Annotated in this window: 22 protein-coding genes, 1 pseudogene and 1 riboswitch; of the genes and pseudogenes, 16 read left to right on the forward strand and 7 right to left on the reverse strand. The window is 55.5% G+C overall.

Features of this window, described 5'->3' with window-relative positions:
- A partial coding sequence (locus VNL73_10345) for a helix-turn-helix domain-containing protein (GenBank protein HXF49805.1) occupies window positions 1–237 on the reverse strand: 237 nt, incomplete at its 3' end.
- Between the two features lie 125 nt (window positions 238–362).
- A riboswitch (TPP riboswitch) is annotated at window positions 363–453 on the forward strand.
- 94 nt (window positions 454–547) lie between these two features.
- Between VNL73_10345 and thiC the strand changes: the two genes are divergently transcribed.
- The 8 genes from thiC to VNL73_10385 all read left to right on the forward strand — a co-directional run bounded on the left by thiC (window position 548) and on the right by VNL73_10385 (window position 10121).
- Window positions 548–1903 carry a phosphomethylpyrimidine synthase ThiC gene (gene thiC / locus VNL73_10350; GenBank protein ID HXF49806.1) on the forward strand — a complete coding sequence of 452 codons (1356 nt, stop codon included), beginning with the start codon at window positions 548–550 and terminating at the stop codon, window positions 1901–1903.
- Window positions 1904–2043: 140 nt separating this feature from the next.
- Entirely contained in the window at window positions 2044–3417 is a 1374-nt protein-coding gene (locus VNL73_10355) for an LptF/LptG family permease (GenBank protein ID HXF49807.1), read from the forward strand.
- Window positions 3418–3420: 3 nt separating this feature from the next.
- A complete protein-coding gene (locus VNL73_10360; GenBank protein HXF49808.1) occupies window positions 3421–4500 on the forward strand; it encodes an LptF/LptG family permease in 1080 nt (359 codons plus the stop codon).
- A gap of 46 nt (window positions 4501–4546) precedes the next feature.
- Window positions 4547–5920 carry a tRNA lysidine(34) synthetase TilS gene (gene tilS / locus VNL73_10365; protein HXF49809.1) on the forward strand — a complete coding sequence of 458 codons (1374 nt, stop codon included), beginning with the start codon at window positions 4547–4549 and terminating at the stop codon, window positions 5918–5920.
- The gene (gene hpt / locus VNL73_10370) at window positions 5910–6458 is read left to right on the forward strand and encodes a hypoxanthine phosphoribosyltransferase (protein ID HXF49810.1); all 549 of its coding nucleotides are present in this window, start codon (window positions 5910–5912) and stop codon (window positions 6456–6458) included. The genes tilS and hpt overlap by 11 nt, the downstream gene beginning before the upstream one ends.
- Before the next feature lie 39 nt (window positions 6459–6497).
- Window positions 6498–8432 carry an ATP-dependent zinc metalloprotease FtsH gene (ftsH, locus tag VNL73_10375; protein ID HXF49811.1) on the forward strand — a complete coding sequence of 645 codons (1935 nt, stop codon included), beginning with the start codon at window positions 6498–6500 and terminating at the stop codon, window positions 8430–8432.
- 5 nt (window positions 8433–8437) lie between these two features.
- Window positions 8438–9307 (forward strand): dihydropteroate synthase, encoded by an 870-nt coding sequence (gene folP, locus VNL73_10380; protein HXF49812.1) that lies wholly within the window; start codon window positions 8438–8440, stop codon window positions 9305–9307.
- An 82-nt stretch (window positions 9308–9389) separates the two neighbouring features.
- Window positions 9390–10121, forward strand: coding sequence for an outer membrane beta-barrel protein (locus tag VNL73_10385; GenBank protein ID HXF49813.1), 732 nt, complete (start codon window positions 9390–9392; stop codon window positions 10119–10121).
- Between the two features lie 19 nt (window positions 10122–10140).
- Here VNL73_10385 and VNL73_10390 read toward each other — a convergent pair whose 3' ends face one another.
- The 6 genes and pseudogenes from VNL73_10390 to VNL73_10415 form a co-directional block, all read right to left on the reverse strand.
- A complete protein-coding gene (locus tag VNL73_10390; GenBank protein HXF49814.1) occupies window positions 10141–10914 on the reverse strand; it encodes a hypothetical protein in 774 nt (257 codons plus the stop codon).
- Between the two features lie 12 nt (window positions 10915–10926).
- On the reverse strand, window positions 10927–11172 hold the full coding sequence (locus VNL73_10395) for a hypothetical protein (GenBank protein ID HXF49815.1): 246 nt from the start codon (window positions 11170–11172) through the stop codon (window positions 10927–10929).
- A 184-nt stretch (window positions 11173–11356) separates the two neighbouring features.
- Window positions 11357–12052 (reverse strand): pirin family protein, encoded by a 696-nt coding sequence (locus VNL73_10400; GenBank protein HXF49816.1) that lies wholly within the window; start codon window positions 12050–12052, stop codon window positions 11357–11359.
- 118 nt (window positions 12053–12170) lie between these two features.
- A complete protein-coding gene (locus VNL73_10405) occupies window positions 12171–13514 on the reverse strand; it encodes a phosphomannomutase/phosphoglucomutase (GenBank protein ID HXF49817.1) in 1344 nt (447 codons plus the stop codon).
- Between the two features lie 277 nt (window positions 13515–13791).
- Window positions 13792–14019, reverse strand: a complete 228-nt coding sequence (locus tag VNL73_10410) for a hypothetical protein (GenBank protein ID HXF49818.1) — start codon at window positions 14017–14019, stop codon at window positions 13792–13794.
- A 283-nt stretch (window positions 14020–14302) separates the two neighbouring features.
- Window positions 14303–14530: pseudogene (locus tag VNL73_10415) on the reverse strand (4Fe-4S binding protein).
- 175 nt (window positions 14531–14705) lie between these two features.
- Between VNL73_10415 and VNL73_10420 the strand changes: the two are divergent.
- From VNL73_10420 to VNL73_10455, 8 genes are all read left to right on the forward strand, one after another.
- Window positions 14706–15194 (forward strand): redoxin domain-containing protein, encoded by a 489-nt coding sequence (locus VNL73_10420; GenBank protein HXF49819.1) that lies wholly within the window; start codon window positions 14706–14708, stop codon window positions 15192–15194.
- Between the two features lie 45 nt (window positions 15195–15239).
- Window positions 15240–16406, forward strand: a complete 1167-nt coding sequence (locus VNL73_10425; protein HXF49820.1) for a threonine synthase — start codon at window positions 15240–15242, stop codon at window positions 16404–16406.
- A 63-nt stretch (window positions 16407–16469) separates the two neighbouring features.
- On the forward strand, window positions 16470–18353 hold the full coding sequence (locus VNL73_10430) for a DUF255 domain-containing protein (GenBank protein ID HXF49821.1): 1884 nt from the start codon (window positions 16470–16472) through the stop codon (window positions 18351–18353).
- 10 nt (window positions 18354–18363) lie between these two features.
- Window positions 18364–18591 (forward strand): heavy metal-associated domain-containing protein, encoded by a 228-nt coding sequence (locus tag VNL73_10435; GenBank protein HXF49822.1) that lies wholly within the window; start codon window positions 18364–18366, stop codon window positions 18589–18591.
- A 517-nt stretch (window positions 18592–19108) separates the two neighbouring features.
- Complete coding sequence (locus VNL73_10440; protein ID HXF49823.1) at window positions 19109–21226, forward strand: TonB-dependent receptor; 2118 nt, start codon at window positions 19109–19111, stop codon at window positions 21224–21226.
- A gap of 231 nt (window positions 21227–21457) precedes the next feature.
- Window positions 21458–23812 carry a hypothetical protein gene (locus tag VNL73_10445; GenBank protein ID HXF49824.1) on the forward strand — a complete coding sequence of 785 codons (2355 nt, stop codon included), beginning with the start codon at window positions 21458–21460 and terminating at the stop codon, window positions 23810–23812.
- 138 nt (window positions 23813–23950) lie between these two features.
- The gene (locus VNL73_10450; protein ID HXF49825.1) at window positions 23951–25423 is read left to right on the forward strand and encodes an efflux RND transporter periplasmic adaptor subunit; all 1473 of its coding nucleotides are present in this window, start codon (window positions 23951–23953) and stop codon (window positions 25421–25423) included.
- Window positions 25420–26718, forward strand: coding sequence for an ABC transporter permease (locus tag VNL73_10455; GenBank protein ID HXF49826.1), 1299 nt, complete (start codon window positions 25420–25422; stop codon window positions 26716–26718). The genes VNL73_10450 and VNL73_10455 overlap by 4 nt, the downstream gene beginning before the upstream one ends.
- Window positions 26719–26778: the final 60 nt, after the last annotated feature.

A 26778-nucleotide genomic window follows, 5' to 3' on the forward strand; every position in this document is an offset into this window, starting at 1 on the left:
GACCCGTCGGGAAAGTGCCTTGCCCGCTCGGTGCGGAGACCGATGCGGCCTTCGGGAACGGTCCGCCAAACTCTTCGGATCCTTCCCCGATTGCCGATACCGCTTCCACCACTTGTAAAACGTCTTGGGCCGAATCGGATACCGGCGGCAAATCCCGGCTACCGGCCGACCACCCTCATGCTCCCGAATCCATTGCAACCGCCAGCGAATCTGCGTATACTGCCCCTTACCAGGCACGGGTACCCTCCTTGTTTTTTCATTCCAAACCCAAAACTAACAAGTGTTACCCATGTCTGGGTACTGTACAAAAACTGAAGGTGCCCCATTGACACCTTGCTTGCGATTGTTCAAATTGCCAAAGCCGGGGTGGTCCGAGCGTTCCGACGAGTCGGAATTGACAGCGGGCCTGAGAGAGTCCCGTAAAACCTGATCTGGGTAATGCCAGCGTAGGGACGAAAGCGCACACCCCCCGGATGCGCTTTTTTGTTTTCCTGCAATGCCGGATTCGATGCAATTCGGGACCAAAAATTAAGAAAGGAGTTCTAATATGCCTTTTCGCACATCCTTAAACGGGAATAAAACCCCCACCCAAATCTTTTTTGCCAAAAACGGCATAATCACCGAGGAAATGAAATACGTGGCCGAACTGGAAGGGCTCGACGCTGAATTAATCCGTTCGGAAGTCGCCCGCGGGCGCTTGATTATTCCGGCCAACATCAATCACAAATCCCTCGTGCCGATGGGCATCGGCAAAATGCTGAAAACCAAAATCAACGCCAACATCGGTAACTCGGCGATAACCTCAAACATCGACAAGGAGTTGGAAAAGCTGCAGTTCGCGGTGAGATACGGCGCCGACACGGTGATGGATCTTTCCACCGGCGGGCACTTGAACGAAATCCGGAGGGCAATTATCGACGCCTCCCCCGTGCCCATCGGCACCGTGCCGATTTATCAGATGGTTCAGCAAATCAAGAAAATCGAAGACCTGACCCCGGAGCTGATTCTCGACGTGATTGAATATCAGGCCCGGCAGGGGGTCGACTATATGACCATCCACGCCGGCGTTTTGATGCGCCACCTGCCGTTGGTAAAAGGTCGCATCACCGGCATTGTATCCCGCGGTGGCTCCCTTCTGGCCGCCTGGATTCTGGCTCATAAAAAAGAGAATCCTATGTACGTCCATTTCGACAAAATTTTGGACATCTGCCGCCGGTACGACGTCACGATTTCGCTGGGCGACGGGCTGCGCCCCGGCTGTCTGGCGGATGCCTCCGACCGCGCCCAGTTTGCCGAGCTGGATACGTTGGGCGAGCTGACCAAAAGATGCTGGGAGGCCGACGTGCAGGTGATGGTGGAAGGCCCCGGCCACATTCCGCTGGATGAAATTGCCATGAACGTCCAGCGCCAGCAGGAAATCTGCAACGAAGCCCCCTTTTATGTTCTGGGACCTTTGGTGACCGATGTGGCCCCCGGTTATGACCACATCACCTCTTCTATTGGCGCCACAATGGCCGCCTGGGCCGGCGCTTCACTGCTTTGCTACGTAACCCCCAAGGAGCATCTCGGACTGCCCAATGCGGAGGACGTCCGCCAAGGAGTAATCGCCTACAAAATCGCCGCCCATGCCGCCGATGTCGCCCTGAAGAAAAAAGGCGTCCGCCAGCGGGACGACGAGCTTTCCCACGCCCGCTTCAATTTCGACTGGGAGCGGCAGTTCGAGCTTTCGTTGGACCCGGAGACGGCGCGAAAGATGCACGATGAGACCCTTCCCCATCCGGCTCACAAAAACGCCGAGTTCTGCTCAATGTGCGGCCCCAAATTCTGCAGCATGCACATCTCCAAGCAGATTGCCGACTGGGAAGCCGTCCCCGTGAACGTCGAAGCGCTGGAAGTTTCGTAACCTGCTTTTTCCTCCCTTCGAGGGGAGGAATTAAGGCCGCCACCTACGGTAAAGGCCGAAGGATGGGGTCATTGACCTCAAACTCGAACGCCCTCCAAAACCGCTTGAGAAACCCCTCCCTCCGGCTATATTCATAAGCCGTGATTGTCGCCCGCTATATTTTGAAAGAGCATATCGGCCCGTTTTTCTTCGGTTTTGCCGTCATCACCCTCGTTTTGGTGATGGATTTCATCTTGGAAGTGATGCAGTCCATCATCACCAAAGGGGTCGGCGTCTGGGAGGTTCTGGAAATTTTCGGGCTGAACCTGGCCTGGATGCTGGCCTTGTCCGTGCCGATGTCCGTGCTCGTCGCCACGTTGATGGCCTACGGCCGGCTGGCCTCCGATTCCGAGATTCTCGCTCTGAAGTCCGCCGGCTGGAGCTGGCGGCGGCTGGCCGCACCCGGGTTGCTCTGGGGCGCGGTAATGGGGCTTTTTATGTTTTGGTTCAACAACCACGTCCTTCCGGAATCGAACCATCAGGCCCGGGTGAAGATGACCCGCCTGGCGCAAAAAAAACCGCTGGTCGTTTTGCAGCCGGGGGTTTTCAATAACCAGATTCCGGGCTACCAGATTTACTTGAAGGAAATCAATCCCATAACCAGCGAAGTGAAGGATATCCGGATTTTCGAGCAGACCGGCCGCAGGGTGCCGCGCACCATTTCCGCGCCAAGAGGATGGGTCCACGTCCGCCAGCCCGGCGTGACCAAAAGCGGCTCCGGAATTGTCTTTGAACTGTTCGACGGCGAAGTGGCCGAGGGGGACCCGGAAAATCCGGAGCAGTATCGCCGGGTCTTCTTCCATCGCCAAAAAGTGATGCTGAAGGAATCGGAGCAAACCCTCTTCGGTGAAGAAAACTACTACGGTGAGCGGGAAATGAGCACCAAAATGATGCGCCAGCGGATTAAGCCGCTCGCCGCCTCGGCCGAAAGTTATCGCCAGAAATTGAAAACTCTGGCCGCCGAACAAGCTCGCTATCGTTTCTTAGGCGCCGCAAAACCGGCTGCGCTTTTGACCGTCGGGAAAAAACCGGCAGAAGAGGAAAAAATGGTTTTAACCCAACTGCAGGATGCCGCCGCGGGGCTGGCCGTGCAAAAAGGTCAAATTGACGCCTACCGGGTGGAAATTCATAAGAAATACTCCCTCGCCGCCGCCTGCTTCATTTTTGTTCTGGTCGGCGCGCCCCTCGGCGCCGCCGTTCGCAAAGGGGGCTTCGGCACCGCCGCCGGGCTTTCCTTGGGCTTTTTCATCTTCTACTGGGCCTGCTTGATTGGCGGCGAGGAGCTGGCCGACCGGGGCAAAATCTCCCCCTTCTGGGCGATGTGGTTTTCCAACGTGGTTCTGGCCGGCTTCGGCCTTTTTTTCTTTTATATGATGGAAAAGGAAAACCGCCTGCGGCTCTGGGACTGGACCCAGGAACTGGTCACTTTGATTGGAACGAAGTTGAAACGCCTCTTTATGCCATCCATTCGCTAAGCGATGCTCTACATCCTGCAGAAATATTTTTTCAAAAAATTTCTGGCCGTTCTTGTTTTTGCCCTCATCGGCTTTTTGGCCCTGGTGGTGATTATCGACATGGTGGACAACATAGATCGTTTTCTGGACCGCAACGCCACCGGTGGCCAGATTTTCTCCTACTATATGTACTGGGCCCCCACCCAGTTCGTCCGCGTGGTACCCGTGGCGATGCTTTTGGCCATCCTCTTCGCCACGGCCTCGCTGGTGAAATACAACGAACTGGTCGCCATCCGCTCCTCCGGATTCGGGCTTTTCCGCCTTTTCTGGCCGGTTTTTCTTTTTTCCCTCTTTCTGGCCGGATTGGTGTTCTTAATGGGGGAATATGTGGTTCCTTTTTCTTCCAGCCAGAGCGAATACATTAAAAAAATCGAAATCGAAAAGCAGGCCGCCGCCGACCCGGAGCAGGCCTCCGTCTTTCTGGCCGCCCCCGGCGGCTGGATTTTCTTTTTCGGCGGCTTCGATCCCAACGAAAAAAGGGCCTACACCATTCTGGCCCAGCGTTTTGAAGAAGGCCGGCTGGCGGAGGTTCTGGAAGCGGAGGCCCTCGATTTTTCCGGTAAACACTGGGTCTTGGAGCAGGGCCGCCACCGCCACTTTCCGGATGAAGGCCGGGAAAACTTCACCACCTTCAGCCGTTTTGAAATGCTGGATATGACCACCAGTCCCGCCAAGCTTTTGCGCCGGCGGGAAAAGCCCGACCAGATGACCTTTGCCGAACTCTCCGCCGTAATTGCCCAAAAAAAGCGGGCCGGCCAGCCCACGGTACGGGAGGAAGTCGGTCTGCATATGAAAATCTCCCTGCCGCTTCTGAACGCCCTGATTGTCTTCATCGGCGCCCCCATTGCCGTCAAAATCCGCAAATCCGGCTTTGCCCTGAATTTCATCATTGCCGTCGCCATCGCCTTTCTAGGCATCATCTTATTCCGTCTGGCGCAAACCTTGGGGGAAACGGGCAGCCTGCCCGTTTTGGTCGCCGCCTGGGGCGTCGATGTACTCTTCTTTTTCGCCGGCCTCTCCCTCCTTTTCTGGGCCCGCCGGTAGATTTTCCCTCTTGGATTGTCCTCTGTAATTTTTTAGATTACTCTCAATGGAACCCGATTTTATCCAAAAAACCGCCGACTTTATCCAAAAAAAGAAACTGCTCGGCGCTGATGAAAAAATTCTGGTCACCTGCTCCGGCGGGCCGGATTCGGTGGCCCTGCTTTTTGCTTTGAGAGCATTGTCCGAACCCTTGAAGTTGAAGCTCGGCGTGGCACACCTAAACCACCTCCTCCGCCCGGAAACCGCAAAGGATGCCGCCTTCGTCAAGAAACTGGCGCACAAGCTGAATCTCCCGTTTTTCTATTCCGAAGTGGACACCAAAACCATGGCCAAAGAAAACAAATGGTCGCTGGAGGAAGCAGGTCGGAATTTGCGTTACGAGTTCTTTGTGCAGATGGCCAAGGACGAAAAATATGGCAAAATCGCTACCGCCCACACGGCCGATGATGCGGCCGAAACCGTGCTTCTGCAAATTCTTCGCGGCACCGGCGGCCCCACTGGCATCCCGGCCAAGCGCGGCAAAATCATTCGCCCCATCCTCTGGGCCGCTCGCGCTGATGTCTTGGCGTTCCTGAAGCAAAAAAAGCTTGCCTACCGCACCGACCCCTCCAACAAAGGAACGAGATTCACCCGCAACCGGGTGCGTAACGAACTTTTGCCACTCTTAGAAAAAAGATACAATCCCCAAATTCGCCAAGTCCTTCTCCGCTTGGCTCAAATCTTTGAAGACGAAAAGACCTTCCTGCAAGTTGAAGCCGAAAAAATCATTAAAAAAGGACTCGTGATGAATAACGAAGCCCTCGGCCTAAAAATTTCAGCGTTATCGAAAGCCCCCAAAGCTCTCCAGCGTGAAGTTTTTCAAACCGTTTGTAAGCGTTACTTTGATTTGGATCTTGAGTTTTCCGCCATTGAACGGCTTTTGCAGTTATTAGAAACTCCCGGCAAAATCGAACTGGCCAAAAACCTTTTTGCCGATTCAACTCGAAAAGGACTTTTGTGGTTTTACCAGCTTGAGAAAAAGCCGGAACCGCTCCAACTCAAATTGCCGTTTGACAAGGTAGTGAAAGCCAACGGCCTTATACTGGAATCAAAACAAATCCCCCGCAACCGGCTCAAAACTCTGCTGCTGCCGACCGGCTGGCAGGCCTATCTGGATGCCGCCCGGCTCAAAGCGCCCTTGCTTTTGCGTCCGGTTGAAAAAGGCGATCGCTTCATCCCGCTCGGAATGAAGGCCCCTAAAAAAGTGGGGGATTTTTTTACCGATGCCAAAGTGCCGGTTTTTCAGCGCCGCAACGCCTTGCTTTTGACCTCCGCCGGCAAAATCTGCTGGGTCGTCGGCTACCGGATTGCAGAGGATTTCAAAGTGCAAGCGGATACCAAAGAAGTCCTTTACTTGAAAGCGGAGCCCAATGGACGATGAACTGATACCGTTTCTTTCTACTTCCCAAATCCAAAAAAAGGTGGCCGAACTGGCCAAAAAAATTTCCCGCGACTACGAAGGCAAAAAGCCGGTTTTGGTGGGGGTTTTAAAGGGAAGCTTCGTCTTTCTTTCCGATTTGTCCCGCAAATTGACCATTCCCCATGAAGTGGACTTTTTGGAAACCGAAAGCTACGGAAACTCCACCCTCACCTCCGGCGTGGTGCGGTTGTTGAAGGACCTCCGCTCGGAAATAACCGGCCGGGAGGTGCTCTTGGTGGAAGATATCGTGGACTCCGGTCTGACTCTGTCCTATCTGGAGCGGACTTTGCTTGCCAAAAAGCCGAAGAAGTTGGCCGTGGCGACCCTGTTGGAACGAAAACATCCCAAACGGGTAAAAGTTGCTGTCCGTTATCGGGGATTCTGGGTGCCGGGCGGCTTCGTGGTCGGCTACGGACTTGACTACAACGAGAAATACCGCCATCTTCCCGGCCTGGCTTTTTTGGCCAAAAGTTTAAACCCGTCCAAAAAGCAAGCGTAGAATAGAAAGGGAGTGTCGATAAATCTAAATATGGGTGAAATGGACGAAAATAAAGAAAACCGCGGCCCGGAGGGCCGCCGCCGGCTTCCCCCGATTCTGAAGGAGGAACCGGGCTGGAAGCGGGGCGGCAAGGCGGCCGCTTTCTGGATTGTTCTTTTGCTTTTGGCCATCTTCGCCTGGCGCTTCTTTTCTCCGGAGGGCAAAGACGTCTGGAATATATCCTACTCGGATTTCATCGCGGAAGTCGACAAGGAAAACATCAAAAAAGCGACCTTTTATGAAAAAACCATAAAAGGGGAATTCAAACAGAAAATCACCCGGACCGATCCCAACTCCAACCGCACGGCGCAGTACGGCCGCTACCAGCTTTATATCCCGTTCGAAGATCCCCAGCTTCTGGAGCGGCTCCGCAGCCATAACGCCGAAGTGTACGCCCAGTCGGAAAACTTGAACTGGGGCACCATTCTGCTCTCGACTTTACCTTGGATACTTTTGATTCTGTTCTGGGTTTTTATGTTCCGCCAGATGCAGGGGGGCCCCAAGGGACTTTTCTCCTTTGGCAAAAGCCGCGCCCGCTTGGCCAATCAGGAAAAACCAAAAGTCACCTTTGCCGACGTGGCGGGTGCCGACGAGGCCAAGGAGGAACTGCACGAAATCATCGAGTTTCTGCGCGAACCGGCCAAGTTCCAGAAATTGGGCGGCAAAATTCCCAAAGGCGTTCTGCTTTTGGGCCCTCCCGGAACCGGAAAGACTCTGCTCGCCCGCGCCGTCGCCGGTGAAGCAGGGGTTCCCTTCTTCTCGATGTCAGGCTCCGATTTTGTGGAAATGTTTGTTGGTGTCGGCGCCTCCCGCGTGCGGGATTTGTTCGATCAGGGAAAGCGCAACGCTCCCTGCATCATTTTTATTGATGAGATTGACGCCGTGGGCCGTCATCGTGGCGCGGGACTGGGCGGCGGTCACGACGAGCGTGAGCAGACCCTAAACCAGTTATTGGTGGAAATGGACGGCTTTGAATCGAACGAAGGCGTGATCATAATGGCCGCCACAAACCGCCCGGACGTTTTGGACCCCGCACTTTTGCGACCCGGCCGTTTCGACCGGCAAGTGGTGGTGGATTCGCCGGATGTGAAGGGACGCGAGGGAATTTTGAAGGTCCACACCCGCCGCATTCCCATTGGACCGGACGTCGATTTGGAAATTCTGGCCCGCGGCACCCCCGGTCTTTCCGGCGCCGATTTGGCCAATCTGGTCAACGAAGCGGCGCTTCTGGCCGCCCGCCGCAATCACGACAAGGTTTCGATGGAGGATTTCGAGGACGCCAAGGACAAGGTGATGATGGGCACCGAGCGCCGCAGTTTGGTGATTTCCCCGGAAGAAAAGCGCATCACCGCCTATCACGAAGCCGGCCACGCCTTGGTCGCCAAATTTTCCCCCGGCTCCGACCCGGTGCACAAAGTCACGATCATCCCCCGCGGCCGGGCCTTGGGATTGACCCACTATTTGCCGATTGACGAACGCCACACTCACTCCCGTCCCTATCTCGAAAACGTGCTGGTGACCTTGATGGGGGGCCGGGTGGCCGAAAAACTGGTTTTCAGCCAGTTGACCACCGGCGCCGGCAACGATTTGGAACGGGCCACCGAACTGGCCCGCAAAATGGTCTGCGAATGGGGCATGTCCGACCGGCTGGGGCCTCTGACCTTCGGCAAAAAGGAGGAGGAAATCTTTCTGGGGCGGGAAATCGCCCGCCACCGGGATTACTCCGAAAAGACCGCTCAGATGATTGACGACGAAGTCCGCTCCGTTGTGGAACGTGCCGAAGCCAAGGCCACCGACCTGCTCTCCAAGGGTATCGACAAGCTGCATCTGGTGGCCAAGGCCCTTCTGGAGCACGAATCGCTGGATGGCGAGGAAATCGACAAGCTTTTGAACGGCCAAGAACTCCCCAGCCCCACCCCCGCCGTTCACAAGTAAGTTTTGTGAAAACCGTGGAAGTTTCCGCTTCCCGAACCCTTCACTTTCGCAACAAAGTTTATCCGCTCGGCAAAAAAACCTATCTGATGGCGGTTTTGAACACCACGCCCGATTCTTTTTTTGACGGCGGCCTTTTTTTCGATTTGGACGCCGCCTACCGCCGCGCCTCGGAGGTCGCTGAACAAGGGGCCGACTTTCTGGACGTCGGCGGCCTTTCCACCCGCCCCGGCTCCGAGCCGGTGGAGGAAGCCGAAGAACTCCGCCGCACCGTGCCTCTGATTGAAAAACTCGTCAAGGCGAACTATCCGATTCCCATTTCCATTGATACTTATCGCTCGACGATTGCAGAAAAGGCGTTGGATGCCGGCGCCGAACTGGTGAACGACATCTCTGGTCTGCAATTCGACGCCAAAATGCCGGAGTTGGTGGCCAAGCGAAACTGCCCGGTGGTGATTATGCACATCAAGGGCACCCCCAAGACGATGCAGCAAAATCCGCATTATGACGATGTGGTCGAAGAGGTGTATCAGTATTTCGAAGAGCGAACAAAATCAGCCCAAAAAGCGGGCATCAGACCGGAAAATATCATCCTCGATGTCGGCATCGGCTTCGGCAAGCGTTTTGAGGATAATTTAAAGTTGCTCTATTACCACGCCCGCTTCAAGGAATTGGGCTTTCCACTTCTCTTGGGCGTTTCCCGCAAAAGTTTCATCGGCAAAGCTTTGAACGACCGCCCGGCCGAAGGCCGCCTTTCCGGCTCCTTGGCCGCCGCCGCCTGGGGCGCCCTTTCAGGAGCCGACATCATCCGCGCCCACGATGTGGCCGAAACCGCCGATTTGCTGAAAACCCTTGCCGCCATCCAGAACACCTCGTAGAGCCGCTCCGTTCGCAACTCTCCGTTCTACGATTTCTTGACTTGACTAAAAGGAATGAAACACCCAAATTGAATGCAGCGTTATGGGCAGGATTTATATACTTCGTGGATTGAAGCCTTGTTCTATCAAAACATTCAGTTTAGTTGCTCTCGCTGCTTTAGTGTTTTCCTCCTTCTTGCTCTCAACATCTGCTTCTGCCGGTTCCTTTTCCATTCGTGCCATGGCTGGCGTTGCTCACTTGCCTCTGTCAGATTGGTCAAACTTTATCGAAAGCACAGCAAACCCCCACTACTACCAAAAAAACAATCCCAATCCCCTCTATGCTCTCTCCGTCCATTATAAGTTTACCCCCCACCATTCGGTAAGTTTGGGCTCTGAACTGGTTCGGGCTTCTGCTTCGATGGGCTTTCTTATGTACCAAACGGACGGAACGGGTGACACAATTGGGTCTTGGTTCTCAACAGTAAAATGGAAATTCCGCGGCATCCCCATATCTCTTGGATATGAAGTAAGTCCATTTTCTGTTTCAGAAACCTTCTCACCCTATTTGGGTGCAGGTGCTTCCATTTTTTTCAGCAAGGTAGAAGGAGAAGTAATCGACTCTTTTTTTTCATACAAGGCCAAGCGAACCGGCACTGGATACGGCCTGCACGGGACAATCGGATTCCAATCCCGGCTTAGCTCGTCCGTTTCAACAATTTGGCAGGCCCGCTATCGCTATTCCAACGGAATGGCCTTTACAGATAACGAAGGGGATATCAAAGTCGAATTTACCGGTTTCGATTTCAGCGTGGGCCTCGGCCTGAATTTTTGAAGGCATGCGGCTGCATGCCCTAAATTGGCCGCCACTCAATCTTTAAACTCACCCCCCAATCCGCCCCCAAGGTATTCTGATATCCCTTCGGCATGGTGGTCAAACTTTTCAAACTGGAAAGAATAAAGCCGACTTTGCCGGTTCGATACCCTGCACCCGCAGCAACGTGAGAAAAAACAAACTCCGGATGGGTATTCGTCTGCCCATACCATTGGGCAAAAAGCTCGAATCGTGAAGGTTTGAAATTGGCAGATATTGCATAGGTATAAACATCCTCCTGCCCTCGTCCCGTCACAGGATTTCCCAAAATCCCCATCCCCAAATTCTGCGAAAATTCAAAACGGCTTAAACGTTGCGAAAGCAAAAGTCCGTAAAAAATATCCGCCTCGTCCGTCCCCAGCCCTTTGTACGCCTTGGCGTTTGGCAGCTTGACGGCGAACCGAAAGGCCGCCGCCCAGTTTTTTGGATGAGCGAACAAGGCCGTTTTCGTGGAAAGCAAAACGTCTCCCCCGCCTCCCAGCGCCTTTTGCCCGATTCGATCCAAAAATAAAAGTCCCCATTGACCGGAAAGTTCCACTCGTTGCGCCACGGCGTAATCGACCCCGAATTCGGGAAAGGAAAAAAGCTCCTCATCCCCCGGCCGGCGCAAGGCGCTGGAGGTTATGCTGAACTGGAACGTCTCGGGTAAAATATAGGCCGATTGCGCAGCAAGCGCCCGAAAATCAGCCCGGACAGATGATGCGGACAAAAGCAAAACCCCTGTCAGAATTTGCTGCCGAAACCTGAACCGCATGTTGAGGAATGCTTAATTTCTTCTTAAGTTTTGCAAATGTTGCACCAGCTCCGGCACAATTCTGGAAGGAAAAGCAACGAACGGATAAGCCGTGCCTTCCATTTTGCCATTCCGCTTTTTTCCATAATCCGAGGCGTATAAGGTATCCCCTCCGTGCGGAAAGCCCGCCGGCATCTTGGTCGAAAAAATCGGCAAAATCATGATGCTCCCCAAACCGATGGAAACGGTTTCCAAAAACTCCCCTTTATTCAAACCCATAGAATCGACAAACCTTTCTTGTTAAGATCTTTTCACAAATACCGCTCGCGCAGCGGAAAGCGGGAATTTAAGGTGAATCAATGACGGAATCAAGCACTTCTTGGCTGGTCGTAAACCAATGAAGCCGTCCCGGCAGCTTGTTGGGACGGCCTCTTTTACAGGCAGGAGGCAACCCACCTAAACTTTACGCCAATTCAAAAAGCAAAAATTCGGAATCTTCTTTGGCGGTAATTTCCAGTTTCTTTTCGTCATTGACCGCCGCCCCGTCTCCCGCTTTCATTTCGACGCCGTTGAGCAGCACCGCGCCCCGCGCCGTCTGTACCCAGGCGTATTTTCCCGCTTTCAATTCGTGACTGGTTTTTTGCCCGGCTTTCAACCGCCCGATATACAGTTCCGCATCCTGCAATAAAACAATGGAGTTCTCCCGCCCATCCGGCGAGGCAACCAAGCGCAGCCTTCCTTCAACCTCCTTGGCAAACGACTTTTGCTCGTAGCTCGGCACGACTCCCTTTTTATTGGGCAGTATCCAGATTTGCAAAAGATGCACCGGCTCGGAAGGAGATTGGTTGTACTCGCTGTGGGCAATCCCCCGCCCCGCGCTCATTTTCTGTAGCTCGCCGGGGCGGATGACCGAACCGTTCCCCATGCTGTCGGAATGTTCCAAGGCCCCTTCCAGAACCCAGGTCAAAATCTCCATATCCCGGTGGGGATGCATCCCGAACCCCTCCCCGGCCGCCACCCGGTCGTCGTTGATGACCCGCAGGGTACGAAAACCCATATGCTTCGGGTCGTAATACTGGTCAAACGAAAAACTGTGCCAGCTGTCCAGCCAGCCGATTTGTGTATGTCCTCTTTCCTTCGCCGGTCTAAGCGTTATCATTCTTCATAACCTAAACAGCAATAACCCCGCCCGGTTCCCCAAAAAAACTTTCCCTCCCCTCAAGGGGAGGGATTCAGGCCGTCGCCAAAAGCGAGGGCCGAATGGTGGGGTCAATTTCTTATGCGGACATTATTTCCTGCCGCAGTAGCGTGAGCTTTTCCTGCAAAAGCTCCTCCGATTCCGCCTCCATGTTCAGCCGCAGAAGCGGTTCCGTATTCGATGGCCGCAAGTTGAACCACCAGTCAGGATATTCGACGGTCAGTCCGTCCTCCCGGTCCGCCTTGCCGTCGGAAAATTTCTGCGCCACTTTTTCGATGACTCCCTGCTGATCGGAAACCCGAAAATTGATTTCCCCCGAGCGAAAATACGGGTCGATTTCTTGCGCCAACTCCGTCAAGGGCTTTCCCGCCTCCGAAAGCAGTTCCAAACAAACTATGAGCGCAATGACGCCCGAATCCGCAAACCAGTTCTCCCGGAAATAAAAATGGCCGGAATGTTCTCCGCCGAAAATGGCATTCTCGGCTTTCATTAAGGGTTTGATGTACGCATGCCCCACCCGCGAGCGAATCGGCCGGCCGCCCGCCTTCGCTATGGTCTCTGGAACGAGACGGGAGCAGATTAAATTGTAAACGACCGCCGCTCCCGGCGCTTTTTCCAAAAGCTTCCTGGCAACCAGCCCGGTGACCACGTCCCCGCCCAAAAGTTTACCGGAACTATCCGCCAAAAACATCCGGTCGGCGTCCCCGTCAAAGGCCACCCCTAAATCTAAATTTTGCTCCGCGACCAGCCGCCGCAATTCCTCCGTGTTCTCCGGCTCAATCGGGCTGGCCGGATGGTTTGGAAAAGAACCGTCCAGTTCAAAATATAGCGGCGTGAGCTTGCACGGCAGGTTCTTGAAAAGCTCCGGAACCAGTTTCCCCGCCATTCCGTTCCCCGCATCCACGGCGACGGTGAACGGCTTTATTTTTTTCGGATCAATAAAGCTCAAAATATGCTGGATGAACTCCGGCAGCACCTCCCGCTGGACGATTTTCCCCTTCACACTGACCGGCTCAAACTTCCCCCGCTTCATTAGGTCCCGGATTAAGTTCAACCCCTCGGAAGCCGAAAGCGGCACCGCTTCTGCTTTGCAGGTCTTGAAGCCGTTGTACTCTTTGGGGTTGTGCGAGGCGGTAATCATCACCCCCGCTGGCACCCCCCACTTACCGACGGCAAAGTACAAAGCATCCGTGGAGCAAAGCCCGATGTCGATGACATTTGCGCCGGAATCGACAAGCCCCCGTGAAAGCCCGTCGAAAAGCTCGTCTCCCGAAAGCCGCATATCCCGCCCCACAACGACCGCCGACGGCCGCAAATATGAAGCCAAGGCGCGGCCGAACTCGTAGGCGATCTGCCCGTTAATCTGCTCCGGATAGGTTCCCCGAATGTCGTATGCCTTGAAAATTTTGGGGTCAAAATTCATCCCGCCGAATATAACCGTTTTTCGAAGGGGCGTATTGCCCCATACGCTCTTTCTTATGATTAAGAAGCGTAGCGGAGGTCTTCAGACCTCCATTTTCCGCCAAGACCGATGAATAGCACAAGTTCCCTCCCCTTGAGGGGAAGGATTTAGGCCGCCCCGCTATAAGCTGGACAGCCGAAGGGTGGGGTCAAATGCCGCTTCCCAAACGAAAAACGCAGGATACGCCCCGTTTCCCGGGGCTTTATCCTGCGCTCAAAAACTAAAAAACCGGCTTACTTCATCCGGTTTGCAGTTGCGTGTCCAACTCTTCTTCGGGGACGTAGTTGAAACTCACCCGTTCCCCGTCCACCTCCGCCAAGCATCTCGGGCAGTACCAGCGCTCGTGGGAATCCTGATACAGCCGTTTTCCGCAGACGGGACAGTGCTTTTTTATCTTCCTTTTTGGTTTTGCGACCGCCCCGGTTTCTTGGGACAGCCCCGTTTCCGGTCTCTCCGGGTTCTCCATAAATCGCCTCCCAAGCTGTTTTTATCCGCAAGCCGCCTGCCCTGTATGAAACTTTCTTTTCTATTGCCGGACAAGGGCTTATAGGGGCGACTTTTGAGCCGGTGTGCAATTCTGTGGTTATCTTTCCACATATCCTCGCCACCGCTGGCGTCAAAATGGCCGGAATATTATCCCCTTGTTACGAAGTGAAAAAAGAAAAAAACCCCGCCAAAAACGGGGCTTTTCAAAGCGGCAAAATCAAGTATTACTTGGTGGGCTGTTGTTCTCCCGCCGGTTTCGGCTTGAAAAAGTTCTTGTTGATGTCGATGAAATGCTTCCACTTTTCCGGGATGTCGTCCTCATTGAAAATCGCGTTCACCGGGCATTCCGCTACGCACAAATCGCAGGAGACGCATTCGTCCGGGTTGATGTAGAGCATATCCGGCCCTTCGTAAATGCAGTTGACGGGGCAGACCGCCAGACACCCTTTGTCCTTGACTTCGATGCACGGTTCCGCTATTACGTACGCCATTAAATCTCCTTCTCCTCCCCGCTAATATATGTTTCTCCCCTCCAATTTCAACCCCCGCAGGCTGTCCTAATCTTCGAAATTGGACTTTCCTCCCCAAACTTTTTAACTTCTCCCCAACCAATGGTAGCCGACACTTCAGTGTCGGGGATGCCTGTAAATTGGCAAGGAGATGGTCATGATAAAAACGGGCAACACCGCCCCTGCCTTTGCGCTCCAAGGCACGGACGGCCAAAAACACAGCTTGGACGAAATCAAGGCCAAGGGGCTTGGTTTTTTCGCCTTCTTCAAAGTCACCTGCCCCACCTGTCAATATGCCTTTCCGTTTTTGGAACGCATATATCAGAAAATCAAAGCTTCCGGCATCCCCTTCTGGGGCATCGTGCAGGATCCGCTGAACAAGGCACATGAATTTGCCAAACAATACGGCATTACCTTCCCGATTTTGATTGACGACACCCCCTACCTCACCTCCAAAATCTACGGCATCTCGATTGTGCCAACTTGGTATCTGGTGGACGTCAACCTGAAAGTCCTCGCCGTTGGCGAATCCTGGGTCAAGAAGGAATATGTGAACCTGGCCACCCTGCTGGCCCAAAAAACCGGCGTCGAAATCGTGGGGCTTTTCTCACCGGAGGAAAACGTCGTCGAACTGAAACCCGGTTGAGGCGCCCGCTCGGCTTAGTTTAAGCCGTCTGAAAACGACCAAGAAGTGAAAAGCTACCTTGTGGGGCTCGCCTGCAGCCGCTGCGCCAAGGAATATTCGGCGGACGAGCCCCAATTCCTCTGCACGTGCGGCGCCCCTCTTCTGGCGCAGTATGATTGGCCCCGCGCCAAAAATGAGCTGGACAAGGACAAACTTAAAGGCGATACGCTCTGGCGCTATGCTCCTCTTCTGCCGATTTGCGACGAAAAATTCCGTCTCAACTTGGGCGAGGGCTGGACTCCGTTACGCTCCGTTCCGAAACTTTCCAGAGAGCTCGGTCTGCCCCATCTTTTTGTAAAGGATGAATCCGGCAATCCCGGCGGCTCCTTCAAAGCCCGCGGCCTTTCGTTAGCCGTGTCGAAAGCATTTGAATTGGGAGCCAGGGAAGTCGCCCTGCCAACGGCCGGCAACGCCGGAGGCGCCGCCGCCCTCTACGCCGCAAGGGCTGGAATTAAATGCTATGTCACAATGCCCAAGGATACCCCTTCCGCATTCGTAACGTTTGCCTGCTCCGCCGGGGCGATCGTAGAACTGGTGGACGGCACCATTGCCGAATCCGGAAAAAGAATAAATGAGCTGAACGCCAACGGCCGTTTTTATCTGCTTTCCACCTTGCGCGAGCCGTATCGCGTCGAGGGGAAAAAAACGATGGGCTACGAACTGGCCGAGCAGTTTGATTGGGAACTGCCGGACGTAATCATCTACCCCACGGGCGGCGGCACCGGCTTGGTCGGAATGTGGAAGGCGTTTGACGAAATGGAAAAGTTGGGCTGGATTGGGAATAAGCGCCCCAAAATGGTCTCCGTGCAGGCGGAGGGTTGCGCCCCAATAGTAAAAGCGTTTCAGGAAGGCAAAGAAAAAGCGGACTTCTGGGAAAACGCCTTCACGATGGCCTACGGCCTGCGCGTCCCCTCCGCCTTGGCCGATTTCATTATGCTCAAGCTCTTGCGCGACTCCGGGGGCACAGCCGTCTCCGTCACGGAAGAAGAACTGGTCGAAGGGGTCAAAAAACTGGGAAGCGAAGGCATCTTTGCCGCTCCGGAGGGAGGTGCCGCTTTGGCCGCGGTTTGGAAGTTGAAAAAAACCGGTTGGCTCCAACCGGAACAAAAGATTGTTATATTCAATACCGGCTCCGGCGCCCTCTACGCGGAAAGTCTGGCCCGGTATTTGTAGATGTCAAAGAGCAAAGTCATAATACTGCTTGGCGTTTTACTAACAATAAATATCTTTGCTGAAATGAGCCGCGCACAGAAATCAGAAAAGGAACAGGAAGTGCAAATGACCAAAGGGGGGGCCGGAACGCTCGAAGGGCTCGCCCCGAAAGGTGTCCGTCAGAAAAAAGACCACGAAATCCGCTGGATGGAATGGTCGGACGCTGCCTTTGCCCGCGCCAAAAAGGAAGAGAAGCTTCTGGTTTTGGACATCACCGCCGTCTGGTGCCACTGGTGCCACGTGATGGACGAAACCTCCTACTCCGATTCACAAGTCATCCGGTTGTTGAACGAGCGCTTCATTCCGGTGCGGGTGGAAGCCGACCAGCGTCCGGACGTGCAGAACCGCTATCTTTCCGGCGGCTGGCCCACCACCGCCGTTTTGGTTCCCACCGGTGAAGTCCTCTGGAGCGGCACCTACCTCCCGCCGGAGCAGTTGCGGCAGGTCTTGGCGCAAGTGGAGGATTACTATCGAAAGAACAAGCCGACCGTTCAGGCCAAAATTGACTCCTTCAAAACTCAAGTGGCCGAATCCTTGGCCAATCCCGCCCCCTTGCAGGGCGAATTGAAACCGGAAGCCGTTGACGATGTGGTCAATTCCGCCATCGACAATCTGGACGCCGCCCACGGCGGCTTCGGCGACGGCCAAAAATTTCCCGCCCCCGGGACTATGGCGCTTCTGCTTCTGGAAAACAACCTAAAGAAAAACCCGAAAATCGAAAACGTTCTTTATCTCACGCTGAAAAATCAAGAAAAACTGTTGGACCCTGTCTGGGGCGGCTTCTACCGCTACGCCACCAAACCGGATTGGAGCCACCCGCACTACGAAAAAATGCTCTTCGCCAACGCCGAGTTGTTGGAAAATTATATCAACGCCTATCAGGCAACCGGCGAAGAGAGTTACAAAAAAACCGTCCTCGAAATCATCCGCTGGCTGGAGGGCTTTATGCAGGACCCCAAAGGCGGCTTTTACGGCAGTCAGGATGCCGACTTGGGCAGCCACGAGCCGGAGAAGGATTTCATCGCCGGCGAAGAGTATTTCCTGCTGGACGACGCCGCCCGCCGCAAATTGGGCATCCCCCACGTGGACAAAAACATCTATTCCGACTGGAACGGCCGGATGATCCGCGCTTATCTAACGGCCTATCCGGTGCTGGGGGAAAAGAAACTCCTCGACTTCGCCCTGTTGTCCCTCAACAAAATCAAAAAAACCGCCTGGGATGCAAAATTGGGAATGGGTCACAACCCCACAGCCAAAACCATCCTGCGCGGACTTATTGCGGACAACGTGGAAATCGCCCGCGCCGCGGCTATGGCCTATCAAGTCACCGGAAAGAAAGAATATCTCGACTTTGCCAAAGAAATTATGGCCTGGGTTTTGAAGAACTTGCAGGATGCCAAGGGGGGGGGCTTCTATTCCGCCCCGCTTGCAAACTTGTCCTACGGCAATCTCTCCTACCCCGATAAACCGTTCGACGAAAATTCAGAGACGGCCTTGGCCTTAGTCGAACTTTATCGTCTGACCGGCGACGCCGCCTACAAAAAAGCCGCCGAACATACTTTGAAACTCTTGTCCAAATTTTATCCCACTCGCGGCTATATGGCAGGCACCTTTGCTTTGGCCTTGCGCCAATTCAGCACCTACCCGAACCAAATCGTGATCGTCGGCAGCCCGAAGGATAAAGCTGCGCAAGCCCTGCACACCGCCGCCCTGCGCTTTTACGACCCAAACAAAGTCGTCATCTTTTTGGATAGGACAGCCAAACCCTTGAAAGTCGGCGAAATTGAATTTCCCGAGATGGAATCTCCGGCCCTCTTCGCCTGCCGCCAGTCCCTCTGCTCCCCGCCGATAACCGATACCGCCAAGACCGAGGAAAAACTGAAGAAGTTTTTCGCCCAAACCAACTGAAAGGAATTTTATGCTTTTTGGAAGCAAGGAAAAAATCGAGCTCAAAGTCGCCGGCATGACCTGCGGTCATTGCGAAGCCAAAGTCCAACAGGCCGTATCCCAACTCCCCGGTGTGAGGAAAGTCACCGCCTCCCGCACGAACGGAACGGTGACCGTCGAATCGGACAAATCCGATACTCTGAACCTGCAATCGGTCAAAGAAGCGATCGAATCGCTCGGTTATCAGATCACAAAATAGCCCAAACCCGCGCAGAATCTGCGAATTATCTTTAACCGGCTAAAATTCTTGAAGTTAGGCAATACTTTTTGCCGGTTTTCAAGAGCTTTCACTCGCAGTTTCTGCGAAGAAGCCGCGAAAAATCATCCGCCAAAAAGTTTTTGCTCCTGCTAACCGTTTTCGGCGCAACGGATTTATTTTAAACGGCAAAATCCGGTCGGACGGCACGGGAATTGATACTTGTATCCTTCGGCGACTAACAACGCAGTAGCAGTTCTGGTGGACTGAAGAGTTGAAAGTGATTTCAAAACTTCAGGCAGACCAACCAGGTGGTAGCGAGGGGTTCCCTTGTGGGGAGGGAACCCTCTTTATTTTATCGGAAAAAAACCTTCCCGGATTTCGCCGAACCCCGAACTTCCCTCGCAAAAAATTCGTTGACTTGGCCCCAAAACCCCTTAAGTTAAACGGTATCCAATGGCTTTCGGATGGGGAAAGCCGTTTTTTGTTGCCGGGCTGAAAAAAAACACGGAGAGAAAAATTGCGCCTGTCGCCGCCAAACCCGCTTTTTAGTTTTATTCCGCTTTTCTTGATTTCCTCCCCCCTTTTCGGGCAAACGCCGGATTCCACCCGCCGCGATTCGTTGAAAACCTACCACCTCCCCGGGGAAGTGCTGGTCATCGGCGCCCGCGGCGAAAAAAACCGGCTCAAGCTGCCGATGGCCGTCTCGGTCATCGAGGCGGAGGGTTTTTCGAAAAGCCGCAAGGCCGGACTGAATGACGCCCTGCGGGATGTTCCCGGAGTCTTCGCCCAAAGCCGCGCCGGGGGGCAGGATGTCCGGTTGACGATACGGGGGTTCGGCTCAAGGGGCAACGGCGAGCGTTCTAACGCCGCCACCATCCGCGGAGTCAAGGTGTTGGTAGACGGTTTCCCGGCTTCCGAGCCGGACGGCCGCACCGCCTTGGACCAGCTCGATTTGAACGCAGCCGAACGAATTGAAGTCATCCGCTCCAACGCTTCCACCCTTTTCGGCAACGCCTCCGGCGGCGTGGTGAACGTCGAGTCCAAAAGCCGCTTCCCGGAATCGTTCGTCGAAAACAACGCCGCCTTGGGCAGCTTCGGCTTGGAAAAAAACAGCTTGGCCGCCGGTTTGACCCTCGGCTCCGGACGGCTTTTGTTTTCCGGCTCCCGCACTATTTTTGACGGCTGGCGTGAGCATACCGGCAGCTCCTCCTCGCAATATTATGCCATTTATAACTCCAATCCAGACGCTAATACCCATCTCAAGTTGTTGGCCAGCTATGTGCACGTCCGTTTTCGCATAGCCGGGGCCTTGACCCAATCCCAGTTCAATGTCGACCCCGAGCAGTCCAACCCGACTTATTTGGCGCGCGACGAGCGCCGCTTCAACCGCACCGGCAAACTCGGCTTCAATTTGACCAAGACCGTATCCGGGCGGCACACCCTTGAGGTTTTGGGTTATGTGGAGCCGAAGGTTTTGGAACGTTCCGAGCGAAACACCTTCCGCAACTTCAACCGCTTTAACATCGGGGGCGGAACAGTATGGTCTTGGAGAGAAAAAAAGGATGATTCCGGTCTGCGGCTATCGGCCGGGGCGGATGCCGGCTATCAGGATGGCTCGATTCAGTTTTATGAACTCACCAGCGGTCAGCGCGGCGATTCTTTGCGCTCCAACCAGAAGGAAGGGGCGGGCGCGTTCGGGTTGTTTGTGCAGATGGAACGGCCACTGAAAGGCAAACTCAAGGTCCTTTTGGGGGGCCGCTTCGACCACCAACTCTACCTTGCGCAGGAACTTCCCACCGGCGCTTCTGCCGGCACTCCAAAAGAAAAGCTGATTTTCAACCACCTTACGCCCAAAGCCGCCCTTCTTTTTGCCCTCTCCGACGAACACTCCCTCTATGCCCAACTGGGTGGCGGGGTGGAAGTTCCCGCTTTCAACGAAGTGGACCCTCCGTCCACGCTCCCAAGCGCTATTTTGAACCCGTTTATGAAGCCGATGAGCTCCACTACCATTGAAATCGGCGCCAAGGGTGTTTCGGAAATCCCCTCCATCCCGTTTCTGCGCACTCTTTCCTACGATTTGGCCCTCTACCGGATAGGGATAAAAAATGAAATCGTCCCCTACGACGGCGGCAGCTGGTATTTCTCAGCCGGGCGCTCCCGCCGCTGGGGGTTCGAGACTGGCGCCAAGGCAACTTTCACCCACGGCCTCTCCGCCCGGGGAGCCCTGACCTTGATGGATGCCAAATACACGAACTACGCGAACGAATTGGGAAACTTCTCCGGCAACAAAGTTCCGGGCATCCCCCGCATCCTGTTTAACGGCGGCCTGCGTTACGAAGCTCCTTTCGGCGCCACGGCCGATTTCGGTTTCGAGCACGCCGGCTTTTACTTTGCGGACGATGCCAACACAATTTGGGCCCCCTCCTATTTCATCCTGAATGCTTCGGCGGGCTACGGCGTCAAATTCGGCAATCTCCGCTTGGAAGGTTTTCTGGGAGCCAACAATCTGGCGGACAAAAAATACGCCGCCTCCGCCTTCATCAACCCCTCCGGTTCCGGCCCCGCCCGCGCTTTTCTGGAACCCGGCCTTCCCCCCAACTACTTCGGGGGCATCCAACTCCACTTCGTCCCGTAATTGATTCCGAAGTTTTAAGACAAAGAGGTTGACCCAAAATTCCTTGACATACCACCAAAACGGCTTTAGCTTAAGGTCATTAAACATACGCTTGCGGAGGGGCAAGCCGGCGCGGTTGAAAAAAACCGCCAAAGGGCTTTTTTGTCCCTTGCAGCTATAAAAAGGACGCCCAGGTGCGTATGATTCAAAAGAATGGAAAATAATAAACCGTTGACGGCGAAAGGAGCATCTATGCGTTTGGGTACATTCGTACTGGCGGCACTCGGCGTTCTGTTTTTCGTTCCCCTCCCGGTGGGCGCGGCGGATGTCGTGCCGGAAGGCGTAATAATCCAGTCCGGCGTCGGGCCGGCCGGCGTTGTCGAAGTATTGGATGAAACCCAGCCCCCGGAGCCGGAAGCCCCGCCAAAAGTGGCCCGCCAGCATCCCTACGACGTCCCCACGGAGGTTTTTAACGAAATCAAACGGCGGCAGATGGCCCCCGGCGACAACGGCGCCCAAGTCGTCCGCGCCGGCTCTCTTTTGGGACGCACCCAGGCCCCCTCGGTCGCCCCGCCGTTGGATATCAGTTTCACGGGCCTGTTCGCCTCCAACCTGGCCCCGCCGGATCCCTGCATGGCCGTGGGGCCCAACCACATCGTCCTTGCTGTGAATACCCGTTTCAACATTTACAACAAAAACGGCGCCACCCAGGCGGCCAATAGCTACGCCACCTTTTTTTCAAACGTTAATACCCTCCCTTCGGTCTTCGATCCCAAAATAGTGTACGACCATTTCGCCCGCCGTTGGATCACGGTTATTCTGGCCATCGGCACCAACGCCTCGGCCTATCTGATCGCCGTCTCCGATGACGACGACCCCCGCGGCACCTGGTACAAGTACAGCTCCCCGGCCCATATCGACGGCTCCACCCCCACCACCCACGGGGCAGACTACCCGGGCATCGGGTTCGACCAGGAGGCGGTCTACATCGCCTCCAACCAGTTCGCCAATTTTTTGACCGGCGGGTTCATGTACTCCAAAATCCGGATTTTCAAAAAATCGGAGTTGTACAGCAACGCCGCCCCCCCGCTCACCTATACGGATATCACCCGGATGCAGGATCCCTCGGACGGCGGCTTCACCTTCACCATCAAGCCGATGATCCCTTGGGATGATTCCATCCCCGGCATTTTTCTCGTGAACACACAGGGATCGGCCGGCAGCAACATCGAACTCTGGCGGCTCACCAACCCGCTCACCTCCCCATCGCTTACCCACCGCGCCACCATCCCCATCGGCAGCTATCAGGCACCGCCGGACGCCGTCCAGCCGTTCGGCGTCGCTTTGGTGAATACAAACAGCTCAACCGGCCAGTCCGAGGTGCACTACCGCAACGGCCGGCTCTATTTCGCCTTCCCGCAGGCCCACAATTTCGGCAGTAGCACGGTCTCCGCCATCCGCTACCTGGAATTGGACACCTCCGGCGCGGTCAACCAGAACATCATCTACGGCGCCGATGGCGAGGAGCATTACTTCCCCGCTCCAATGCCCTTGAAAAGCGGCAACGTCGCCATGATCTTCTCCCACTCCAGCGCCAACTCCTACCCCTCCGCCCGCTACGTCGGGAATTTTCCCAACGATTTGTCGGCCGGAATCTTGAAAGCCGGCGACACGACCTATTTCTGTAACTTCTGCGGCGCCCGCAATCGCTGGGGGGATTACGCCGGCATCTGGCAGGACCCGGTCTCGCCCCGCAAGGTATGGTTTTTCCATGAGTACGCCCGCAAACCCCAGCCCAACACCTGGGGCACTTGGTGCGGCGCCATAACGCTTGAAAACCACAGCCCCCTTTTGTCCGACCCCGGTCCTCAAAGCGTTTACGAAGGGGAAAACTTGGTGGTCAACCTGACCGCCGTGGAGCCGGACGGGGAGGTTTTGTTCCCTTATCAAATGCTGGCGCCGGCCCCGGTCTACGCCTCCTTTGCCAATTTGGGAGGCGGGCAGGGACAGTTAACCCTCGCCCCCGGCTGTTTCGACGCCGGTGTGGACACCGTCTATATCGTGGCCGCCGACAGCACCACCCCTTCTTTGGCCGATACAACCGCCATCGAAATCACCGTGCTGCAGAAAAACTGCGCGCCACAGGCCGTTGTTGCCGCGCCGGATACGATTTTGATTAACCAGTGCCAGAACCTTTCGTTCGCCGTCTCCGCCGCCGATCCCGATTCCAGCGGCTCCGTTTCCCTTTCCGCAGCGCCGACACCCGCTTTTGCCATGGTGACCGACTTGGGGGGCGGCGGCGGCAGCTTGAATCTCTCCCCCGCCATTACCGATTTGGGACCCTATACGGTGCAGGTTTTGGCCTCGGACGGGCAGGACACCGGCATCGTCTCCCTCCCCGTGCAGGTTTTCCAGAAGGGGGATTTGAACCGGGACGGTGCTTTGGCCCCCGCCGATGTTGTTCTGCTCCTGAACTGCATCTTTTTGGGCCTCACTCCTCCCGCCGGGGTGAACGCCTGCGATATGGACGGCGGCGGAGCTTCCGCCAGCGACGTGGTGGTGCTTTTGAACGCTGCATTTCTGATGGAACCCCTCCCCCCCTGTTAAGGCAATTCGAAAAGCCCGGCCTCCAAGGAGGCAGGGCTTTTTTTATGTCCGCGAAAATCGAATTAAACCTTCCTCCCTCCCCGCTTGTAAAAGCTATGTTGAGGGGCCTATATTGCCGTTGAGGGAGACGAAAGAAAAATGAAACTGTTTCGCAAACTTTGGTTTTGGCTGGTGCTGTTGGCAATCGTGGCGAGCGGGGTGTACACCTTCACCCGCGCAGACAAAAAAGGAAAAAACGGCACCGCCGCCTTGAAAACCGCCAAGGTGACCCGCGGCAATCTCCTCGCTTCCATAACCGCCACCGGCATCGTCCGCCCCATCCAGACCGTCGAGCTGAAATCCAAGGCCTCCGGCGAAATCATCGCGTTGCCCGTCGACGCGGGGGACTACGTCAAAAAAGGGAATTTGATTTGCAAGCTGGACCAGACCACCGCCAAAAACGACCACGAACAGGCCAAGGCCGACTACGAAGTGGGCTTGGCCGCCGAGAAGAAACAGAAAAAGGAACTCGACCGAATCTTGGAATTGTATGAAAAGAAGCTGGTCTCCGAAGCGGAACGGGACAACGCTGAACTCGCCTACCAGCAGGCCCGTTCGCAAAGGGTCCGCGCGCAAGCCGCCCTCTCCACCGCCGCCGAGCGGCTGGCGGAGACGGAACTGAAGGCCCCCATCGACGGCATCATTTTGCGCAAAGACGTGGAGGAAGGGCAGGTCATCTCCTCCGGCGTCTCTTCGGTTTCCGGCGGAACCACCATCGCTTTGCTGGCGAATTTGGACAAGGTGAACGTGTTGGCGGACGTGGATGAAACCGACATCGGCCGGGTGAAAGTCGGGCAGACCGTGAAGGCCGTGGCGGACGCCTTCCCCGATCAGGAGTTCGTCGGCCGGGTTTTGAAAGTCGCCCCCTTGGCCAAAGTGGACCAGAACGTCACGACTTTTGAAGTGACCGCCGAGGTGGACAACCCCCGGCATTTGTTGAAATCCGGTATGAACGCCAACGTCCAGATTATGACCGCCGAGGCCCGCGATGTCTTGCTGGTCCCCAACGAGTCGGTTAAAGAGTTGATGGACGTGATGCAGTACTTTTCCGAGGAAGAACAGAAAAAGTTCGCCGCCATGCTTGCCGGCGGCGGCCAGAACCGCGTCCGCACCCAGACGGGCGGAGGCGGCGGGGGACAGATGGTCGTCGTTCAACAGGGGGGGCCCGGTGGCGGGGGCGGCGGACGCTCCAGCGGCAGCCGTCAGATTCGGCGCAGTTTCGACCCCTCCAAAATGGACACCACCAAACTGGATTCGGAAACCAAGGCCCGGATGCGGGAATTTCAAACCAAACTTGCGGAGCGCAAAGCCCAAGGGGGCGCGGAGGTGGAAGCGGCCCGCCGCTGGGTCTTGGTGAAGGAGGGAAGCAAAATCACCCCCAAACAGGTCTTGGCCGGCATCTCCAATCTGGATCAGACCGAAATCATCGCCGGGTTGGAGGAAGGGGTCGAAGTGATTGCACAGCCCACTTCGATGTTGGCCGAGCAGCGCGAGGCGATGCTTCAGCGCTTCCGCTCCATGAGCGGCATCCCCGGCATGAGCGGCGGCACGAGCGGAAGCGCTCGGCGATGAAATCGCAAACCGCCGTCGCCCCAGGCTTGGAAGCCGGAACTTCAGCCGTTGCGCTTCCCCGCCCGGCCCGCGGCAACATCAACCTTTGGGAAAGTTTTTTGGTTGCCTTCGCCGCCCTCCGCGCCAACAAGGTCCGCTCCAGCTTGACGATGTTGGGCATCATCATCGGTGTGGGGGCCGTGATTGCCATGATTGCCTTGGGTCAGGGGGCCAAAAAAGCGGTCGAGGACTCCATCTCCGCTTTGGGGACGAACTTGCTGATGATAAACCCCGGCTCCGCCCGGCAGGGGATGGTGCGCTTGGGCGCAGGCTCCTCCATACGGTTGAACGAGGACGACCTGAAGGCGATTCAAAGCAAAGTATCGGGCATCCAAGCCACCGCCCCGGAGCTCTCCCGCTTCGGCCAGTTGAAATACGGCAACAAAAACTGGAACGCCCGCGTCGTCGGCACCACTCCGGAATACGAGTTCGTCCGCAACGCCCGGCTGGAAAAAGGAAGTTTTTTTACAAGGCAGGATGACGCCACCCGACGGAGAGTGGCGATAATCGGCCAAACCATCGTGGAAAATCTATTCGAGCCGGAGGAAGACCCCCTCGGCCGCCCGATTAAAATCAACAACATCACCTTCGAAGTCACCGGCGTCTTGAAACCCAAAGGCCAGCAGGGCTGGTTCAATCAGGACGATATCGTGGTGATTCCGTTGCAAACCGCCCAGAAGCGGCTTTTGGGGCTCGATTTCTTCAGCAACATCAACGTGCAGGTGGCGGACGTGACTCTGATGGAGCAGGTCTCGCTGGATATCGAGCAGGCCCTGCGCAAAAGCCACAAGCTCGCCCCCGGCGAGGACAACGATTTCTCCATCCGCAACCAGTCCGACATCATGGCCACCCGCACGGAAACCGCCAAAACCTTAACCTGGCTTCTGGCCTCCGTCGCCTTCGTCTCCTTGATGGTCGGCGGCATCGGCATTATGAACATCATGCTCGTTTCGGTGACGGAACGGACGCGCGAAATCGGCGTCCGCCGCGCCTTGGGCGCCCGCCGCCGGGACGTGATGGCCCAGTTTTTGACCGAAGCCGTAACCCTCTCGCTGGTCGGCGGCTTGATTGGCATCGGCTTGGGCGTCGGGGCGACGGTTTTGATGTCCAAGCTCGCCGGCTGGAGCACGCTGATCTCCTCCGGCTCCATTCTGCTCGCCTTTATCTTTTCCGCCACGGTCGGCATTTTCTTCGGGTTGTACCCCGCCAAAAAAGCCGCCTCGCTCGATCCCATCGAAGCCCTCCGCTACGAGTAGCGGCGTCCCCTTCGACTTGTCTTCCGTGCCAATAAAAAAGCCGCCCCAACCGGAGCGGCT

The sequence above is a fragment of the Verrucomicrobiia bacterium genome, from assembly GCA_035574275.1.
In the GTDB taxonomy this organism is placed as follows: Bacteria; Zixibacteria; MSB-5A5; order DSPP01; family DSPP01; genus DSPP01.

What these genes read in the sequence shown, in the direction of transcription:
- thiC (HXF49806.1), top strand. Translation starts at nt 548, where the DNA reads ATGCCTTTTCGCACATCCTTAAACGGGAATAAAACCCCCACCCAAATC.
- VNL73_10360 (HXF49808.1), top strand. Translation starts at nt 3,421, where the DNA reads ATGCTCTACATCCTGCAGAAATATTTTTTCAAAAAATTTCTGGCCGTT.
- tilS (HXF49809.1), top strand. Translation starts at nt 4,547, where the DNA reads ATGGAACCCGATTTTATCCAAAAAACCGCCGACTTTATCCAAAAAAAG.
- hpt (HXF49810.1), top strand. Translation starts at nt 5,910, where the DNA reads ATGGACGATGAACTGATACCGTTTCTTTCTACTTCCCAAATCCAAAAA.
- ftsH (HXF49811.1), top strand. Translation starts at nt 6,498, where the DNA reads ATGGACGAAAATAAAGAAAACCGCGGCCCGGAGGGCCGCCGCCGGCTT.
- VNL73_10385 (HXF49813.1), top strand. Translation starts at nt 9,390, where the DNA reads ATGGGCAGGATTTATATACTTCGTGGATTGAAGCCTTGTTCTATCAAA.
- VNL73_10390 (HXF49814.1), bottom strand. Translation starts at nt 10,914, where the DNA reads ATGCGGTTCAGGTTTCGGCAGCAAATTCTGACAGGGGTTTTGCTTTTG.
- VNL73_10395 (HXF49815.1), bottom strand. Translation starts at nt 11,172, where the DNA reads ATGGGTTTGAATAAAGGGGAGTTTTTGGAAACCGTTTCCATCGGTTTG.
- VNL73_10400 (HXF49816.1), bottom strand. Translation starts at nt 12,052, where the DNA reads ATGATAACGCTTAGACCGGCGAAGGAAAGAGGACATACACAAATCGGC.
- VNL73_10405 (HXF49817.1), bottom strand. Translation starts at nt 13,514, where the DNA reads ATGAATTTTGACCCCAAAATTTTCAAGGCATACGACATTCGGGGAACC.
- VNL73_10410 (HXF49818.1), bottom strand. Translation starts at nt 14,019, where the DNA reads ATGGAGAACCCGGAGAGACCGGAAACGGGGCTGTCCCAAGAAACCGGG.
- VNL73_10420 (HXF49819.1), top strand. Translation starts at nt 14,706, where the DNA reads ATGATAAAAACGGGCAACACCGCCCCTGCCTTTGCGCTCCAAGGCACG.
- VNL73_10430 (HXF49821.1), top strand. Translation starts at nt 16,470, where the DNA reads ATGAGCCGCGCACAGAAATCAGAAAAGGAACAGGAAGTGCAAATGACC.
- VNL73_10435 (HXF49822.1), top strand. Translation starts at nt 18,364, where the DNA reads ATGCTTTTTGGAAGCAAGGAAAAAATCGAGCTCAAAGTCGCCGGCATG.
- VNL73_10445 (HXF49824.1), top strand. Translation starts at nt 21,458, where the DNA reads ATGCGTTTGGGTACATTCGTACTGGCGGCACTCGGCGTTCTGTTTTTC.
- VNL73_10450 (HXF49825.1), top strand. Translation starts at nt 23,951, where the DNA reads ATGAAACTGTTTCGCAAACTTTGGTTTTGGCTGGTGCTGTTGGCAATC.
- VNL73_10455 (HXF49826.1), top strand. Translation starts at nt 25,420, where the DNA reads ATGAAATCGCAAACCGCCGTCGCCCCAGGCTTGGAAGCCGGAACTTCA.